General features: G+C 59.2%; 12 protein-coding genes. 3 read left to right on the top strand and 9 right to left on the bottom strand.

Going from position 1 to position 15,365, the window contains the following annotated elements:
- Window positions 1-2: 2 nt before the first annotated feature.
- The 4 genes from ACQG1K_RS14055 to ACQG1K_RS14040 are packed head-to-tail and all read right to left on the bottom strand — an operon-like array spanning window position 3 to window position 5,753.
- On the bottom strand, window positions 3-1,328 hold the full coding sequence (locus ACQG1K_RS14055; protein WP_023306541.1) for a lysine N(6)-hydroxylase/L-ornithine N(5)-oxygenase family protein: 1,326 nt from the start codon (window positions 1,326-1,328) through the stop codon (window positions 3-5).
- A complete protein-coding gene (gene iucC / locus ACQG1K_RS14050) occupies window positions 1,325-3,067 on the bottom strand; it encodes an IucA/IucC family protein (RefSeq protein WP_032623996.1) in 1,743 nt (580 codons plus the stop codon). The genes ACQG1K_RS14055 and iucC overlap by 4 nt, the downstream gene beginning before the upstream one ends.
- Window positions 3,064-4,011, bottom strand: coding sequence for a GNAT family N-acetyltransferase (locus tag ACQG1K_RS14045; protein ID WP_032623998.1), 948 nt, complete (start codon window positions 4,009-4,011; stop codon window positions 3,064-3,066). The genes iucC and ACQG1K_RS14045 overlap by 4 nt, the downstream gene beginning before the upstream one ends.
- The gene (locus ACQG1K_RS14040; RefSeq protein ID WP_426720832.1) at window positions 4,011-5,753 is read right to left on the bottom strand and encodes an IucA/IucC family protein; all 1,743 of its coding nucleotides are present in this window, start codon (window positions 5,751-5,753) and stop codon (window positions 4,011-4,013) included. Before ACQG1K_RS14040 ends, ACQG1K_RS14045 begins: the two co-directional genes overlap by 1 nt.
- A gap of 138 nt (window positions 5,754-5,891) precedes the next feature.
- Here ACQG1K_RS14040 and ACQG1K_RS14035 point away from each other — a divergent pair, with 138 nt between their 5' ends.
- Window positions 5,892-7,100: an MFS transporter gene (locus tag ACQG1K_RS14035; protein ID WP_038416336.1), complete on the top strand. Its 1,209-nt coding sequence runs from the start codon at window positions 5,892-5,894 to the stop codon at window positions 7,098-7,100.
- On the opposite strand, the gene mtfA is transcribed toward ACQG1K_RS14035, so the two are convergent.
- Window positions 7,097-7,894, bottom strand: coding sequence for a DgsA anti-repressor MtfA (mtfA, locus tag ACQG1K_RS14030; RefSeq protein WP_003859539.1), 798 nt, complete (start codon window positions 7,892-7,894; stop codon window positions 7,097-7,099). The genes ACQG1K_RS14035 and mtfA overlap by 4 nt on opposite strands.
- 266 nt (window positions 7,895-8,160) lie before the next feature.
- Here mtfA and ACQG1K_RS14025 point away from each other — a divergent pair, with 266 nt between their 5' ends.
- Window positions 8,161-9,063 (top strand): LysR family transcriptional regulator, encoded by a 903-nt coding sequence (locus tag ACQG1K_RS14025; RefSeq protein ID WP_032624001.1) that lies wholly within the window; start codon window positions 8,161-8,163, stop codon window positions 9,061-9,063.
- Here the strand turns inward: ACQG1K_RS14025 and ACQG1K_RS14020 are convergent.
- From ACQG1K_RS14020 to ACQG1K_RS14010, 3 genes are all read right to left on the bottom strand, one after another.
- Entirely contained in the window at window positions 9,035-9,823 is a 789-nt protein-coding gene (locus ACQG1K_RS14020) for a substrate-binding domain-containing protein (RefSeq protein ID WP_032624002.1), read from the bottom strand. The two genes, ACQG1K_RS14025 and ACQG1K_RS14020, sit on opposite strands and share 29 nt — an antisense overlap.
- 6 nt (window positions 9,824-9,829) lie before the next feature.
- Window positions 9,830-11,131, bottom strand: a complete 1,302-nt coding sequence (locus ACQG1K_RS14015; RefSeq protein WP_022648575.1) for an MFS transporter — start codon at window positions 11,129-11,131, stop codon at window positions 9,830-9,832.
- A 260-nt stretch (window positions 11,132-11,391) separates the two neighbouring features.
- On the bottom strand, window positions 11,392-12,687 hold the full coding sequence (locus tag ACQG1K_RS14010) for a serine hydrolase domain-containing protein (protein WP_426720833.1): 1,296 nt from the start codon (window positions 12,685-12,687) through the stop codon (window positions 11,392-11,394).
- Window positions 12,688-12,782: 95 nt separating this feature from the next.
- On the opposite strand from ACQG1K_RS14010, the gene ACQG1K_RS14005 reads away from it, so the two are divergent.
- On the top strand, window positions 12,783-13,688 hold the full coding sequence (locus tag ACQG1K_RS14005; protein ID WP_032624005.1) for a LysR family transcriptional regulator: 906 nt from the start codon (window positions 12,783-12,785) through the stop codon (window positions 13,686-13,688).
- On the opposite strand, the gene fumA is transcribed toward ACQG1K_RS14005, so the two are convergent.
- Window positions 13,677-15,326, bottom strand: a complete 1,650-nt coding sequence (fumA, locus tag ACQG1K_RS14000) for a class I fumarate hydratase FumA (RefSeq protein ID WP_032624006.1) — start codon at window positions 15,324-15,326, stop codon at window positions 13,677-13,679. The two genes, ACQG1K_RS14005 and fumA, sit on opposite strands and share 12 nt — an antisense overlap.
- Between the last annotated feature and the right edge of the window lie 39 nt (window positions 15,327-15,365).

Raw genomic sequence — 15,365 nt, 5'->3', positions numbered from 1 at the left:
TGTCAGTACTCGGTGGTCTTCATTAATGATTTAAAAACCTGGCTGCTCTCCGGGCTGGTGGTGCTCCGCCAGTGGATCACGCCGGGGGTGGTTGCCAGTTCAAACGGCTCGTCATCGTGAGCGCGATTCAGAATTCGCGCCGCGCGCCAGGCCATCAGGCTGAGCTGGGGTTCGGCAATACCGAGACGGTGCATCCCGGCATTGACGGCAAACAGGCGGTTGCTCTGCGGGCCGTCCCATTCAAGGGTAAAATCGTTGTTGATGCAGAAGGCTTCATCCTCATCCAGACGCAGTCGGGAAGAGAGCGGAGCGAGGAAAGCAGGCTGCACGGCGCGGTAGCCGGTGGCGAAAATCACCACGTCGCTCTCCAGCTGTTCGCGACCGCCATCCAGGTGATGCTGGATGCTCAGGCGCTGCCCGTTCTCCTGGCGCGTCAGCGCCGTCACCGAGCGGGACGGCATCAGGTGCGCCCAGGGTTTTTCGCGCAGCACTTCGAAGCGGTGATACATAGCACGATAGATGGCCAGCAGCGACTCCGTGGTGATCCCGTCGGAGGTCATCTTCTGCTCCTGCAACATCTGGCGACGGGCGTCGTCACCGAGGGTGGAGAAGCTGTCCACATACTCCGGCGTGAAATACTCGTTAGCAAACGCGGCTTCATCCAGCGCGTTGTAGTTGTTGCGACGCGAGATCCAGTTGAGGCTCAGCGGCTGGCCCCATTCCCCACGGAAGATATTCAAAAACAGATCCGCACCGCTCTGGCCGCCGCCGACGACGGTGACGCGCTTGCCTGCTAAATCCGGCGTGCGCAGCATCATTTCGCTGGCGTGGAAGCAGGTGTCGTCCTGCGCGGTGACGCAGTCTGGCAGATTGATCTGCTTCCCAATCCCCACGCAGACGTGGCGCGCCAGGAAGCGATCCCGCTGGGTCACGACCTCAAACAGACCGTTTTGCTCATCAAAGCTGACCTGCTGCACCTGCTGGCTGAAGGCCAGATTAGTCAGGTTATCCGCCGCCCAGCACAGGTAGTCGGCAAACTCCTCGCGCGAGACAGTGCGCTGCTCGGTAGTGAGGAAACGGTAGAACTTTTTGCGCTGTACCAGGTAGTTCAGGAAGCTGTGGCGGTTGGTTGGCTCCACGGCGCTGACCAGATCCTTCAGGAAGCTGGTCTGCATGTGGCAGTCCGGTACCATCATTCCCGGGTGCCAGGAGAAGTGCGGCTTGCGTTCAAGAAACAGCGAGCTAAAACCGTCCAGCCCCTCTGCCAGCGCGGCAATACTGAGGTTGAACGGACCGATACCAATGCCGATGAAATCATAGGTTTTCATTGCGCTGACTCCTGGGAGACCAGAAAAAGAGGGTTATCAAGATCGCAGACGTAGTTCGGCAGCATGCGGCTGCCGCCATCGTGTTCAGAGAAGGTCAGTTTGACCGGGTTGAGGATCACGCGAATAATCTGCGGCTTAAACAGGTCGAACTTCGCGAAGCGTGCCGCAAGATCCGGATGGGCGGCCATATAGCGACGTAACACCTGCGCCAGGATCTGATAGAAGCGGGTTTCGCTCACGCCGGTTTGCAGGGTGAGACGGGAAATAAAGCGCAGCACCGTGACAAAGTTGCCGGTTTGCAGGTCGTGGATGATGTAATCCGCACTGAGGCGTGCGGTGACGGCTTTTACCTGCTCCGGCAGGCTCTGCGCCTGCGGGAAATCCTCGTCCACCAGGCGCATGTCGCCCTGGAAATCCTTCAGCAGAATGCGCTGTGGGACGTAATCTTTCATCACCAGCGTGACGTTCTGGCCGTGGGCGATGAGCGCCACCCCGTAGCGGCAGAGCAGGTGATAGAAGGGAATCACCGTCGCCTCAAACAGCTTTTCCAGCCATGCGTCTGCGGTTAACCCCGAGCGTTTGATCCATGCGTCAATCAGCGGGCGCTCGTCGTTATCGGTTTCCATCAGCGCGGCCATCAGCACCGCCTGTTCGCCATCCTGTAAATAGCAGGATGGGTTCTCGCGCCAGATCACCCCCAGCATCTCCTGATAGCGGTACGGCGCCTCAGGCAATGCGGCATAACCCGGATGCGACAGATATCCGGCTGCGGGTTCGCCAAGCACCTGCGCCCCGGAGTGAATCAGCGTGGCATCGCTGGCGAACTGCTGCTGTAGCCAGCGCGAGGCCAGCGGACCGGCGGCAATATACTTGCCCGGAATACCGCGGTAGCAGGAAGTGTTGTAGATGGTCAGCGGCAGCTTGATGTCATACGGCGCGCGACGGCTGGCGTTGGTCAGCGTGCGCAGGGACTGCTGCGCCAGATACTCATCGCCGAACTCTCCCAGCTCCACCATCTCACCGCGCGCGAGCTGTGCCAGGAAATGAATGGCAATTTTTTGCTGCCACTGCCACGGATGCAGCGGCACCGGCAGCCAGCTGTCGTCCAGATCCAGTTCCTGCCAGCGGGCGTCGAATCGGTTGCGCTCGGCATCGTCCATGGCGCTGGCGAGCAAGGTGTTGATATCGCAATCGGCGTCACTGCTCCAGACCAGACGATCGCGTTGCACGGCGACCCAGTGCAGACGAAAACGCCCGCGATATTCCGGCGCGTAAAGGCGCAGGGCATCCAGCCCCCAGCCGCGGCGTCCCTTGTTAAAAATAAACTTCGGGTGACCGCGCATAAGGCACTGTAATTCGTCCGGGTCGAGGTGGATCAGCGCATCGGCATCCAGCGTGTCACGCGCCTGCAACAGCTGCATGTCGCCCCGCAGCGTGGCGTAGAGATCTTCCATGTGCTCCGCCGTTTGCGCGTCGCTCATCTCCAGCACGGTGGCCAGTTGCAGCAGCGCGTTTTCCGCTTCGACCGCCGCGCCACTGGCGGTGGTCAGGGTATCAGGGTCAATATGCAGCCAGCCCCAGATCCCACGCGTGGCGCTAAACTGCCAGGTCGCGTTGCCCATACTGATGCGCCAGTAGTCCGCCGAAACCGGCTCGGCGCGCAGGGTGCGTTCATATTCCAGTTCAGCGAGGATCTTCGCCACCATCTCGCGGTTCACTTTCTGCCAGAGCGCGTTCACAGTTCCACCTCATGGAAGAAGCGGTGACGCTCGCTCATGATGAGACGGGAACGTTTGTGCGGGAAGTCGAACTCTTTCAACGTGTCAAAACCGGCGGATGCCAGATGGCGGAACAGACGCTGGTTGTCGAAGCGCGGTTCCGCCACAATGCGCGCCGTACGCGGTTCATCGAGATACAGATAGTGGCTGAGGCCGCGTAGCCAGCTGCGGATATACTGCGCCCCGCGCCAGTTCTCTTCACCCACCAGCATATGTAGCCCGCGGTCAAACGGCTGCCAGCGATAGTGGCGGCCAATGCGGTCTTCCGCCGCCCAGTAGAGTTCAAAATAGCCGAATGGCTGATCGTCAAAGCAGCCGATCACCGGGTAACAATAGGTCGAGTCGAGCTGACGGCGCAGGTAGTTTTCCTGCTCGGCCTGCGGGCCCGCCATCTCCCAGAAGGCGTTCACGCGTGGGGTGTTCATCCAGCGGGTAAAACGCTCGCCGTCCAGCGCCACGTCCGCTACGCGGAAGCTCAGGGTGCGCTTAATCTGCGGATCGTAACGGCGATACACTTCGCCCTGCGGACGATGAGGGCGCAGCGGGAAGTACAGCTGACGGCTTTCATCAAACTGCATTCCGCCGCTCACCTGCGGACGTTCGCCTTTCAGCCACAGCGGCAGCTGCCAGAATATTTCGCGCGCCAGATAATCCCCGTTTGCGAGGCTAAACAGCGCCTGCGCCTGAGGTTCATCCTGCCAGGCGGCCCACGGCAGGGTAATGCCGGTCAGGGCGGGGGAGGCTACAAACAGCTGGTCGAGGGCGTCCACCAGCCAGCCGTCCGGGAGCCCGGCCAGACGCGCAAGGACCGCGCTGCCGTCAAGACCCAGCGTCAGCGGCAGGTTTTGTTCCGTGGCCGTACAGCGAAAGCCGTAGCCGGAATGGACGATATTCGCGTTTGCCATCACGCCTTCTCCTTATAAAACGGGTTGCTAAAGTCGAAATAGATCACCGCCGGATCGACGATGGTGTTTTCGTTGCGATCGTGCAGGTAGCAGAAGAAGTTGCCTTTGCAGTTCCAGGTCGGGCTGTCGAGCACATAATCAAGGCAGCGGGTCTGCTTCGCCGTCGTGCGCAGTTTGGCCAGCGCGTCACGCACGCGGGGCATCAGGTTCTCTTCGCTGTCGAAGCCGGCAGCGGCGAGCGCGGCGGTGACGGCAAGGGTAGAGTTCAGCAGCAGGTAATAAGGGAAGTAGCGCAGCAGCTGGCTATCACCGAAGCGGTTTTCCACCTCGGTTTCGCCTGCCTCTTTCAGCCACGCGTCGGCCCCTTCGGTCCAGGCGCTGCCCTGACAATCGCGGTAGATCAGCCCAACGGGGAAATCCTGCTGCATCTCAACGAGGATATTTTGCTGGTGGGCCAGCAGGACCAGACCGTAGTCCGCCTCGGCGCTGAACAGCGGAAGCAATACGCGGTCGCAGTAGGCGTCCAGCCAGCAGCGCGCGGCCTGGGCGAGCGGGAGAGCCAGACGCTGGCTCAGACGGCGCACCGCCGCCGCCAGCAGGCTGTCGCCGCCGTCCGGTGCCGCCTGGGTCAGGCTCACCAGCACGTTGGTTTGGGTATCTGGCGTATCAAACAGCAGGTTGACGCGCAGGGCCATCAGGCTCTCTTCCTGAATGACGCCGCTTTCATCGCGCAGCCCGGCCCAGCCGTCTTCCTGCATCACGCGCATGGTCGGGTAGCGCGCCTGGAGTTCCTGCCAGCGTGCCGTTTTCGCCAGCCGCGCCAGGCGCATGCCGCGCTTAACTTCTTTGACCGACAGCGTGCGCACGGAGTTGGTCAGCCGCACGCTGAGGGAAAACTTAATCATGTCGCTATTGGTTTCGCTGTACAGCGAGCGGGAAGAGCTGGTAGGCAGCCACTGTGCGCCCGCCTCGCCAAGATCCCGCAGGGCGCCTTTTTCAACCAGACGCTGGCACCACGGCTGCTCCAGCAAATAGGCAGCCTGCCACGGATGCATCGGCAGTAGCCAGCGGGTGTCGGTGAAGTGGCCGAGAAGATCCGGCGCACTCTGGGCCGCGAAGCGCAGCAGACGTTCACGCAGGGAGACGTTCAGACTGTCCCCGGCAATCAGTTCATGCTCAACCGCAAACCAGCGCAGCGGGAAGCGCGAGGCGAAATCCGGCAGATAGCGGCGCGCCTCGGCCTCGTTAAACGGCTCGTGCGATTTTGGGGCAGGATGAAAAGCATGGCCGACCAGCAGCGCCTGTTCCGCTTCGGCAAAGGTCAGCGGCTTATCGCGCAGGTTTGCCCAGTTGTGGCGTAAATCAATGGCCTGCCAGGTGTGCGTATGGCTCTCCAGGACGCGCTGCTTAAAGCGGGCCAGCGTATCGGCGTCCAGAGCGCCTTTTACTGTCTCTTTTTCAATAATGAAATCAATCAGTTGATGGAATGTGACCGTGTCACCGCCGTCGCTGTCGGCCTGAATCAGCCTGGCCGGGAAACAATACTGGTGATGCTGCGTGGGGGAGAAATAGCGTACCGGAACCCGGATGGCCTGGGTTGGGGAGAGCGGGATATGTATCTGCGATAACTCATCCGCACGGGTTGCGGGAAGATAGTGCCAGTCCTTCGTTTCGCGCAGCAGCGCGTTCAAAAAACACTGGGCCGCAACATCTGTACCGGCGGAGCGGGGCAGAGCACGCATAGATGTACCTCATTCCATGACTGATAATAATTCTCGTTATGATATTCATTCTGTTTACAGCCGCAACTATTTTTGCAATATTTGTTTTCATAAACTTCATAATTTCCACACATTTATTGACATTATCTTCACAATTCTATGCGCACCTGTACTGAGAACATCACAGACAATATGGCCCCGAAGGCAAACTGGCCCCTTGCACTGGGCGCCGGTTTATTGGGTATCGGACAAAACGGTTTGCTGGTCATGCTGCCGCAGCTGGTCTCCCTGACCGGACTGTCGCTCTCCGTCTGGGCCGGGCTGCTGATGTTCGGCTCGATGCTCTTTTTACCCGCATCGCCCTGGTGGGGACGCCAGAGCGAGCGGCACGGCTGTAAGGTCGTGATGCTGGCCTCGTTAGGCGGCTATCTGGCGAGCTTCGTCGTGATGGCGCTGGTGGTCTGGGCGATGGCCAACGGCGCGCTGAATGCCCTCTGGGGAATGGCGGGCCTGGTTCTGTCGCGCATGCTGTACGGCCTGACGGTATCGGGGCTGGTGCCTGCGGCCCAGACGTGGGCCATTCAACGCGCGGGGCTGGATAAAAGAATGGCGGCGCTGGCAACGATAAGCTCTGGCCTTAGCTGCGGGCGTCTGCTGGGACCGCCTCTGGCCGCGCTGATGCTCAGCGTCAGCCCGGTCGCACCGCTCTGGCTGATGGCGCTGGCGCCGTTTATCGCGCTGCTTCTGGTGCTGCGCGAAGCCGCCGATCCCCCGCTGCCGCCGGTGGCGCACCAGTCGACGCGGTTACAGGCCTCTATGATGCCTTTCCTGCTGCTGGCGCTGCTGCTGGCGGCGTTGGTCAGCCTGATGCAGCTTGGTTTATCGCCGCATCTTCATCCGTTATTTAATGGCGATGCCGTGCAAATCAGCCATCATGTCGCCCTGCTGCTGAGCCTGGCCGCGCTGGCGACCCTGGCGGCGCAGTTTCTGGTGGTACGCCCGCAGCATTTTAGCCCGAGGGTTTTACTCTTAATTGCCGCGGTCTTGATGGTGGCGGGGCTTGGGCTGATGTGTCTCGCCAGTTTAGCCCTGTTCTACGTGGGCATTGTCATCACCTCGCTGGGTGCCGCCATGGCCACGCCGGGATACCAGCTTTTGCTCAACGATCGGCTGACGACGGGCAAAGGGGCAGGGGTGATCGCCACCAGCCATACGCTGGGGTACGGGGCCAGTGCGCTGCTGGTACCCGTGGTGACGCGCTTTTACGGTGAGCAGTTTTTGATTACTGCCGCATGGGGAATGGCGCTGCTGTTTCTTGCGGTGAGCGTATGGGTACGATCGACCGATCGTACCCCTGCTGAACATTAGTGGAACGGATGAGAGGAGGTGCTGGCTGCGTCCTCACTTTGCCGCAGACGCTGGAGCGGATCCTGCTGGTAAAACTGGCAGAAACGCTGCCACAGCGCCGGGAAGCGTGGGGCGAAAAGCTCAGGTGCGCTAAAGAAATACTCGGACAGCACCGCGAAGCACTCGGCGGGATCGGTCGCGGCATAGGCATCAATGCTGGCCGCGCTTTCACCCACCAGGTCTATCTCATCCTGAATGTTTTCCATCGCCGCGTGCAGGTCGTGCTCCCATCCCGCGACTTCACGCAGCGGGATCAGCGGCACGCCGCTGGCGCGATCGCCGTTGCGGGTATCCAGCTTATGCGCTACTTCGTGAATGATCAGGTTGAAGCCCGAGGCATCGAACGAGTCCTGAATATCCAGCCAGTTGAGGATGATCGGCCCTTGCTGCCAGCTCTGCCCGGACTGCACCATACGCTGGTTGTGCACCAGCCCGATGTCATCCTCCCACTCATCATCGACGATAAACGGCGCCGGGTAGATCAGCACTTCATGGAAGCCATCCAGCCATTCGATACCCAGCTCCAGTACCGGTAAGCAGAAGAGCAGGGCGATGCGCGAATTTTTAAGCGGATCCAGTTCGAAGCCCTGTAGCGGCACCAGCCGTTTTTGCTGTAAAAAACGCTCGGCCAGCTGAATCAGCTTTGATTGCTCTTCAGGCAAGAGATTCGCCAGCACGGGGATCGCCAGAGCCTCATCCCAGGGCAGCGCCATATTTCGACCAGCGTCGTTCGTTTTCCAGGGCCACTTAATCATCGCTTTGCTCGTTACTCGCACGTGAACAAAATGGAAAGGTCAGGGGCTGTTAGCATGCCAACATACTCTGTTAAGCAGTATGACACTCCTCTTCGGCGGCATGCAGACTGGCAGCCTGTTTAAGAGGAATCCAGCCCGCATAAACTATCACTATGTGCCGTAAGGTTGATAGCGCTTTAGGGGTATCCCCTTCATTTTGTGAAGTATGTCGTACGCGGCTATGATAAATCTCTTCTTACCCTACCGTGCTTAAGGATCCCGTCAGTATGCCCGTCAATTTTGACCTCAACGATCTCTACGCCTTCCGCGCTTTACTGGAATACGGCAATTTCCGTCTTGCGGCGGAGTCTATTTGCCTTTCCCAGTCGGCGTTGAGTCGCAGAATTGAAAAGCTGGAGGCGGCACTGGGGACAAAACTGTTCGACAGAACTACCCGGCGCGTCACGCTGACCCTGTATGGACAGACCTTTGCCGACCGGTGCGGGCAACTGCTTGTCGACGTGGAGTCCATGCTTTCGGATATCGATAAGGCCAGCGAGGAGCGCACGGGATTAATCACCGTGGCGACGGTGCCGTCAGCCGCCTGTTACTTTATGCCGGATGTGATCCGCCGCTTTCAGTCCCGTTACCCCCGCGTGCGCATTAAACTTATCGACAGCAGCGCCGGAAATGTTATCGAGGCCGTCACCCGCGGACAGGCGGATTTTGGTATCTGCTTTGCCCGGAGTTTACAGCCCGACATCGAGTTTGTCCCGCTGGTGGAGGACGTCTACGTGGCCGCCTGCCGACGAGACAGCCCGCTTGCAAAAAGAAAAAGCCTGACGTGGCAGGCTTTTTATCAGCAGGATTATATCGGTCTGGATAAGACCTCCGGCAACCGCAATCTTCTCGACCAGCGGGTCGGACATATTCGGCCTGAGCGCCCCAGCATCTGCGAAACGCGGCACGTGACGACTATGCTCGGGATGGTTGAAGCCGGGATCGGCATTGCGGCCGTTCCCGCCATGTCAATGCCCAGCGCAGAGCATTCGCTGCTGACGTCGGTGCCTTTAACAGAGCCAGAGGTCAGGCGAACCGTGGGGTTGATTCGCCGCCGCGGGCGGATCCAGTCCTACATTGCTGCCGAACTCGAAACGCTGATCACCGAGCAGTATCGCGAGGTGCACTGACGGGCGTTAAGCCCGTTGCCGTAATGACGCTGGCCGCCTGTGGCGAGGAGAGAAAGGCCAGCAGCGCTTTTCCCTGTTCGGGATGGTCGGCCTTCTGCGTTACGGCTCCGGCGAAACGGGTAATGTACTGCATGTCGTCAGGCAACTTACCCACAAACGTCACGCCCGGGACCGGCAGAAGCTCGCTCACCTGCTGAAAGCCGAGATCGTATTTCCCTTTTGCCACTTCAGACGCCACCGGGATGCGCTCAACCCGGTGCGCTTTATTTTGGACCTGGCCGTCGATGCCCAGCTTACGGAACAACTGGCTCTCAACATACCGGCCGCTGGCGCTGTCGGAATAAGCCATGGAATGCGCCTTCAGCAGCGTTTGCCGCAGGGCGGGTACCGTACTGATATCCGGCACCGGCGCGCCCGCTTTGACGACCATCCCGACGGGCGAATCCGCCAGCTCCACGCGGGAGCCCGCCGCCGTCCTGCGATCCTGTTCCAGTTTCGCCAGCGCATCTCCAACCATAATCACCACGTCCGCTTTTTCGCCCCGGGCGAGCCGGGCCGGAATGGCCTGCGGTGTCTTGCCCATCGACGGGCCGGAGACCACAATGAGCCTGTCGCCGCTTTGCGCTTCGTACTGCGGCGTCAGCTTCTCCAGCGCCGCTTTGAAGCCGCCAGAAATCATCACCGTCACCTCCTGCGCAAGCGCGCCCGCGCTGAGGGTGGTGAAGGTCAGGGCGGCAATCACCGTTCTGAATGTAAGCATGAGGGATCACTCCTTAACGGTGGTTTGCAGAATTAACGTGCGACGACGATAGAGATAAAGCGTTGCCAGCAGGGCGCAAACGGCGGCAAAGCTCATCCAGTAGCCCGGGGAGGCTTTGTCGCCGGTGTACTCAATTAAGGCGGTAGAAATCACCGGCGTGAAACCGCCAAAGACCGCCGTTGCCAGGCTATAAGCCAGCGAGAAGCCCGCCACGCGCACCTCTGCTGGCATGATCTCCGTCAGGGCCGGGATCATCGCGCCGTTATACAGGCCGTAGAGGAAAGAGAGCCACAGCAGCACGGTCAGCATCATGGAGAAACTCGGGGCTGCCGCCAGCATCGTCAGTGCCGGATAGCTGGTCGCCAGCGCCAGCAGCGTCATGGCGATAAGCACCGGTTTGCGTCCGAAGCGGTCCGATAGTGCACCGCCAATCGGTAGCCAGATGAAGTTAGAAATGGCTACCAGCAGCGTGACCAAAAGACTGTCCGAGGCGCTGAGCATCAGGACTTTTTTACCGAAGGTCGGTGCGTAAACGGTGATCAGGTAAAACGCGGTGGTGGTCATCGCCACCATCAGCATGCCCGCGATGACTACTGGCCAGTTGGCGAGCAGCGTTGTGAAGACCTGACGCATCGCCAGATGGTGGCGACGGGCGCTGAATTCCTCGGTCTCCTCCAGCTTGCGGCGCAGGAAAAAGATGAACGGCACAATCAGACAGCCAAACAGGAACGGAATACGCCACCCCCATTCGCGAATGGCACTCTCTTCCAGCACCATATTCAGCGCAAAGCCCATCGCCGCCGCGATCATAATGGCGACCTGCTGGCTACCCGACTGCCAGCTGGTGTAGAAACCCTTGCGGCCCGGCGTGGCGATCTCCGCCAGATAAACCGAAACCCCGCCCAGCTCGGCGCCTGCCGAAAAGCCCTGCAACAGGCGGCCGGTCAGCACCAGTAGCGGCGCCCACAGGCCAATGCTCTGATAAGAAGGGATCAACACAATCAGAAAGGTTCCGGCGGCCATAATCGACAGGGTGACGATCAGTCCTTTACGGCGACCCACTTTATCAATGTAAGCCCCCAGCACAATGGCCCCGATCGGACGCATCAGAAAGCCCGCGCCAAAGACGGCGAAGGTCATCATCAGCGACGCAAATTCACTGCTTGCCGGGAAGAACGTGTGGGCGATGTAGGTGGCATAAAAGCCGAACAGAAAGAAGTCGAATTGCTCAAGAAAGTTGCCCGACGTGACGCGGAAAATCGCGCCCGCTTTCGAACGAACCGTTGCAGGTGAGGTTGAGGAAACCATAATTATCTCCAGTTTTATAGTGACGTTATGCTCGTCTGTTTCTGAAAACTGGATCAGGAAGTGGAAATTGATAAGCGCAAATCGCGCATGGACTGATGCGTGTGGTGCATTAATGACAAAGCGTTGACCAGTATTTACATATTCAACAATAACTTAACATTTCGTTGATCTTTTATTTACCACATTTCGCTAAGTTGCTGATATATCAGTTTTGTGACACCGCGCAGGTGAGAAGCCAGGCGGGGCCTGGCTTGGGATTATCAGCGCAGCGCGTTGGCAATCGCGCTAAACATCAGCGACGCTTCCAGCGGCTGGGCGCTGAATGACGGCTCTGCCTGCGGCCAGGTGGACCACTGGACGATAACCAGTTTTTCTTTCTGACTAACCACGATCATCTGACCAAAAATACCCAGCGCCCACAGGGAATCCTTCAGCGAATTTTCGACTTTCGGCTCCACGTTTGTGGCGGTGGCCGGCACTTCGTTGTTCCACCACTGGTAGCCGTACAAGCCTTTCGGATGCGCGGCGGACACCGATCCTTTGGCCTGTGTCCAGGCTGAGGACTGCTTCACCCAGCCCTCGGGGAGGATCTGCTTTCCGTCCGGCAGTGTACCGTTATGCAGGATAAACTCCCCGAAACGCCCCCAGTCTTCCAGCGTGGCGTTAAATCCATGCGCACCCACGTCGTGCTGGCCTTTGCTGTAGGCATGCCACACGCCGTCGCTCGCCATGCCGTACGGCTGCCAGATGCTTTTCTCCAGATACGCCGCGAGCGTCATGCCGGTGGCGCGCTCAAGCACATCGCCTAACAGCCAGGCGCCACCCGAGGAATAGGACCAGTTTTCACCCGCCGGGTGTTCACGGTGTAATCCTTTCACCAGGGTGCGCACGCAGTCGTAGGTGCCCGGTTTCGCTTCGCATTCGGTAAGCCGGGCGAAGTCTGACTGCGGGTTAGTGTAATCTTCGTTCCACGCCACGCCCGAGGTGTGGGTGATGAGCTGTTTTAGCGTTACGCCCTCCCAGGCGGTGCCTTTTAAATCCGGTTCGTACTGGGTGATGAGGTCGTCCAGGGAGTGGATTTTACCCTCTTTTATCGCAACGCCCACCAGCGCGGAAACCACAGATTTGCCCACGGAACGCGACGTCCAGAGCGTTGTGTTGGTATTGCCTTCTCCCAGGTATTTATAGGCCACTTTGCCATTTTTCAGCACCAGCATGCCGCTGACGTTCTGGCGCTTCAGGTAATCCTGAAGATTGTAAATCTTACCCTTCACCTGATAGCGGGCATCGGTGAGCGGTTTTTCTGCGGGCAGCAGCGGCGTTGCGTTGCCGTGGCGGAACACATCGCCCGCGTAGTTGCGGTAGTCATTGCGAAAGCCCACCACGCGATCGGCCTGGCTCCAGGTGAGCATGGTATGTGCGTCCGGGAGTCTGGCATCGAAAGGCGCCGGACAGGTCGTAAGGTCGGTACCGTTGCAGGCCGCCATGACGGCGGGCGAGAGCAGGCTGCTGACAACCAGCGCCGCGAGCAGCGTGCGGTTTGTTTTGATTTTCATATTTATCTCGTTTGGCTCAGGAAGGACTTCAGTTTAAGAACCTGCGGCCTATAATAAAAAACGCGTTATGGGGGAAAATCCCCCGGAAAAAACGTATGGAGAATGACGTGGCATCACTGATCTATTCCTTTGCCCAACTTGAGGCGTTCACCGCCGTCGCTGAGCACGGCAGCCTGATGAAGGCGGCCAGTAAACTCGGCAAAGATCGTACAACCCTGCGGGATCTGATCGATTTTCTTGAGGATGGGCTGGGCTACGCTCTGTTCCTGCGGGAGGGGCGCAGCCTGCGCCTGACGCCGGAGGGGGAGCAGCTTCAGCGGCAGGCGCACCTGCTGATGCGGCAGGTCAAAGCATTTGAGGCGTTTGCCCGATCGGTGCCGGACAGCGCCACGCAGGACATTGCACTCGTTTACGATCCGTTCACCCCCAGAGCTTTTTTACAGGCGCTGATTGCCACACTGGCGGCGAAAAAGATCCGCCTGAGCCTGACCAGCGCATCGCGCGATGAGGCGGAAGCCATGCTGGCGAACGGTCAGGCCGATCTGGGGATCTGCCAGGCGCGCAACCGCAGCGTGGGCAATGAGATGGAGTGGCGGGCGCTGGGGGCGATCGAAATGGATTTTTACGCCGCAACGACGCTTTTTGCGGAGGTTGCGTCGCCGGTGTCGCTGCTCGATCTCTCTCTGGTTCCGCAGGTGATTATGCATGCCGCGTCAGACGAGCCGGTTGCCCGTCGCCTGCAAATTTCAGGGCACACGCTTTTCACTAACGAACTGGAGATGCTGCGCGGCCTGCTGGAGAAAGGGTGCGGCTGGGGGTTTTTGCCGACGCATCTTCAGGCGGCGCGATGGCAAAACGTAAAAAGGCTGCACACCGAAGTGGGCAGCCAGGGGATCGGTCAAACGATGGTGACGATCTGGAAACCGGGCAGCGACAAGCGCCGGTTAATTAATGAAACGCTGTCGCTGCTGCCATCATTGTGGAAAGACTCAGCGCTGTGAACAGCCTTTGCACTGCTTGTTCTGGATCTGCTGGAAGAAGTCGTTGCCTTTGTCATCCACCAGGATAAACGCCGGGAAGTTCTCCACTTCAATTTTCCAGATCGCTTCCATTCCCAGTTCCGGATACGCCACGCACTCCAGACTCTTGATGCTGTTTTGCGCCAGCACCGCCGCCGGGCCGCCAATGCTGCCGAGGTAGAAGCCGCCGTGCTTATGGCAGGCGTCCGTCACCTGCTGGCTGCGGTTACCTTTCGCCAGCATGATCATGCTCGCACCGTGGGATTGCAATAAGTCCACGTAGGAGTCCATACGTCCCGCAGTGGTCGGGCCGAGTGAGCCAGACGCGTAACCTTCTGGCGTTTTGGCCGGGCCTGCATAGTAAATCGGGTGATCTTTGACGTACTGCGGCAGTTCTTCCCCGTTGTCGAGCAGCTCTTTCAGCTTCGCATGGGCGATGTCGCGCGCCACAATAATGGTGCCATTCAGCGACAGGCGGGTGGAGACCGGGTGCGCGGAAAGCTGCGCCAGGATATCGGGCATCGGCTTGTTCAGATCAATGCTTACTACATCGCCTTCCCCCTGCTGGCGCAGGGATTCAGGAATATACTGGCCCGGATTGTGCTCCAGCTTCTCAATCCAGATCCCCTCGCGGTTAATCTTCGCCTTGATGTTGCGGTCGGCGGAGCACGAAACACCCATGCCGATCGGGCAGGAGGCACCGTGGCGCGGCAGACGGATCACGCGAATATCGTGGGCGAAGTATTTCCCGCCAAACTGCGCGCCAAGGCCGAGGTTTTGCGCTTCCTGAAGCAGTTCCTGCTCGAGCTGGACGTCGCGGAACGCCTGGCCGTGCGCGTTGCCTTCGGTTGGCAGGCTATCGTAGTAGCGCGCAGAGGCGAGCTTGACGGTTTTCAGCGTGGCTTCCGCTGAGGTGCCGCCGATAACGAAGGCGATATGGTAAGGCGGGCAGGCCGCGGTGCCGAGGGTCCGCATCTTCTCAACCAGATAATTTTTCAGCTTCGCCGGGGTGATCAACGCTTTGGTTTCCTGATACAGATAGGTTTTGTTGGCGGAACCGCCGCCTTTCGCCATGCAGAGGAATTTGTACTCGTCACCATCCACGCTGTAGAGGTCGATCTGCGCGGGCAGGTTGGTGCCAGTATTCACCTCTTTATACATATCCAGCGCCGCATTCTGCGAGTAGCGCAGGTTGTCTTCAATATAGGTGTTATACACGCCCTGGCTCAGCGCTGCTTCGTCACCGCCGCCGGTCCAGACGCGTTGGCCTTTCTTACCCATAATGATTGCCGTGCCGGTATCCTGACAGGTGGGCAGCACGCCTTTCGCCGCAATCTCGGAGTTGCGCAGGAATTGCAGGGCGACGTACTTATCGTTCTCGCTGGCTTCCGGGTCGCTCAGAATAGCCGCAACCTGCTTCTGGTGAGAGGTGCGCAGCATAAACGCCGCGTCGTGGAAGGCCTGCTGGGCCAGCAGGGTCAACGCCTCTGGTTCGACTTTCAGCACTTCCTGACCGTCGAACTCGGCAACGGAAACGTGCTCTTTGGTCAGCAGATAATATTCGGTGTCGTCATGCGCGAGTGGGAAGGGGTTCTGGTAGATAAAGGGTTTGTTTGACATAGCTTGCTCCACAAAAATTTAACCGCCGGAGGAAATGTC

Origin of the sequence: Enterobacter cloacae complex sp. 402C9, from assembly GCF_050030745.1 — a bacterium.
GTDB lineage: Bacteria > Pseudomonadota > Gammaproteobacteria > Enterobacterales > Enterobacteriaceae > Enterobacter > Enterobacter intestinihominis.
The sequence above is the reverse complement of the archived record's forward strand: the minus strand, read 5'-3'. Positions and strand labels throughout refer to the sequence as shown.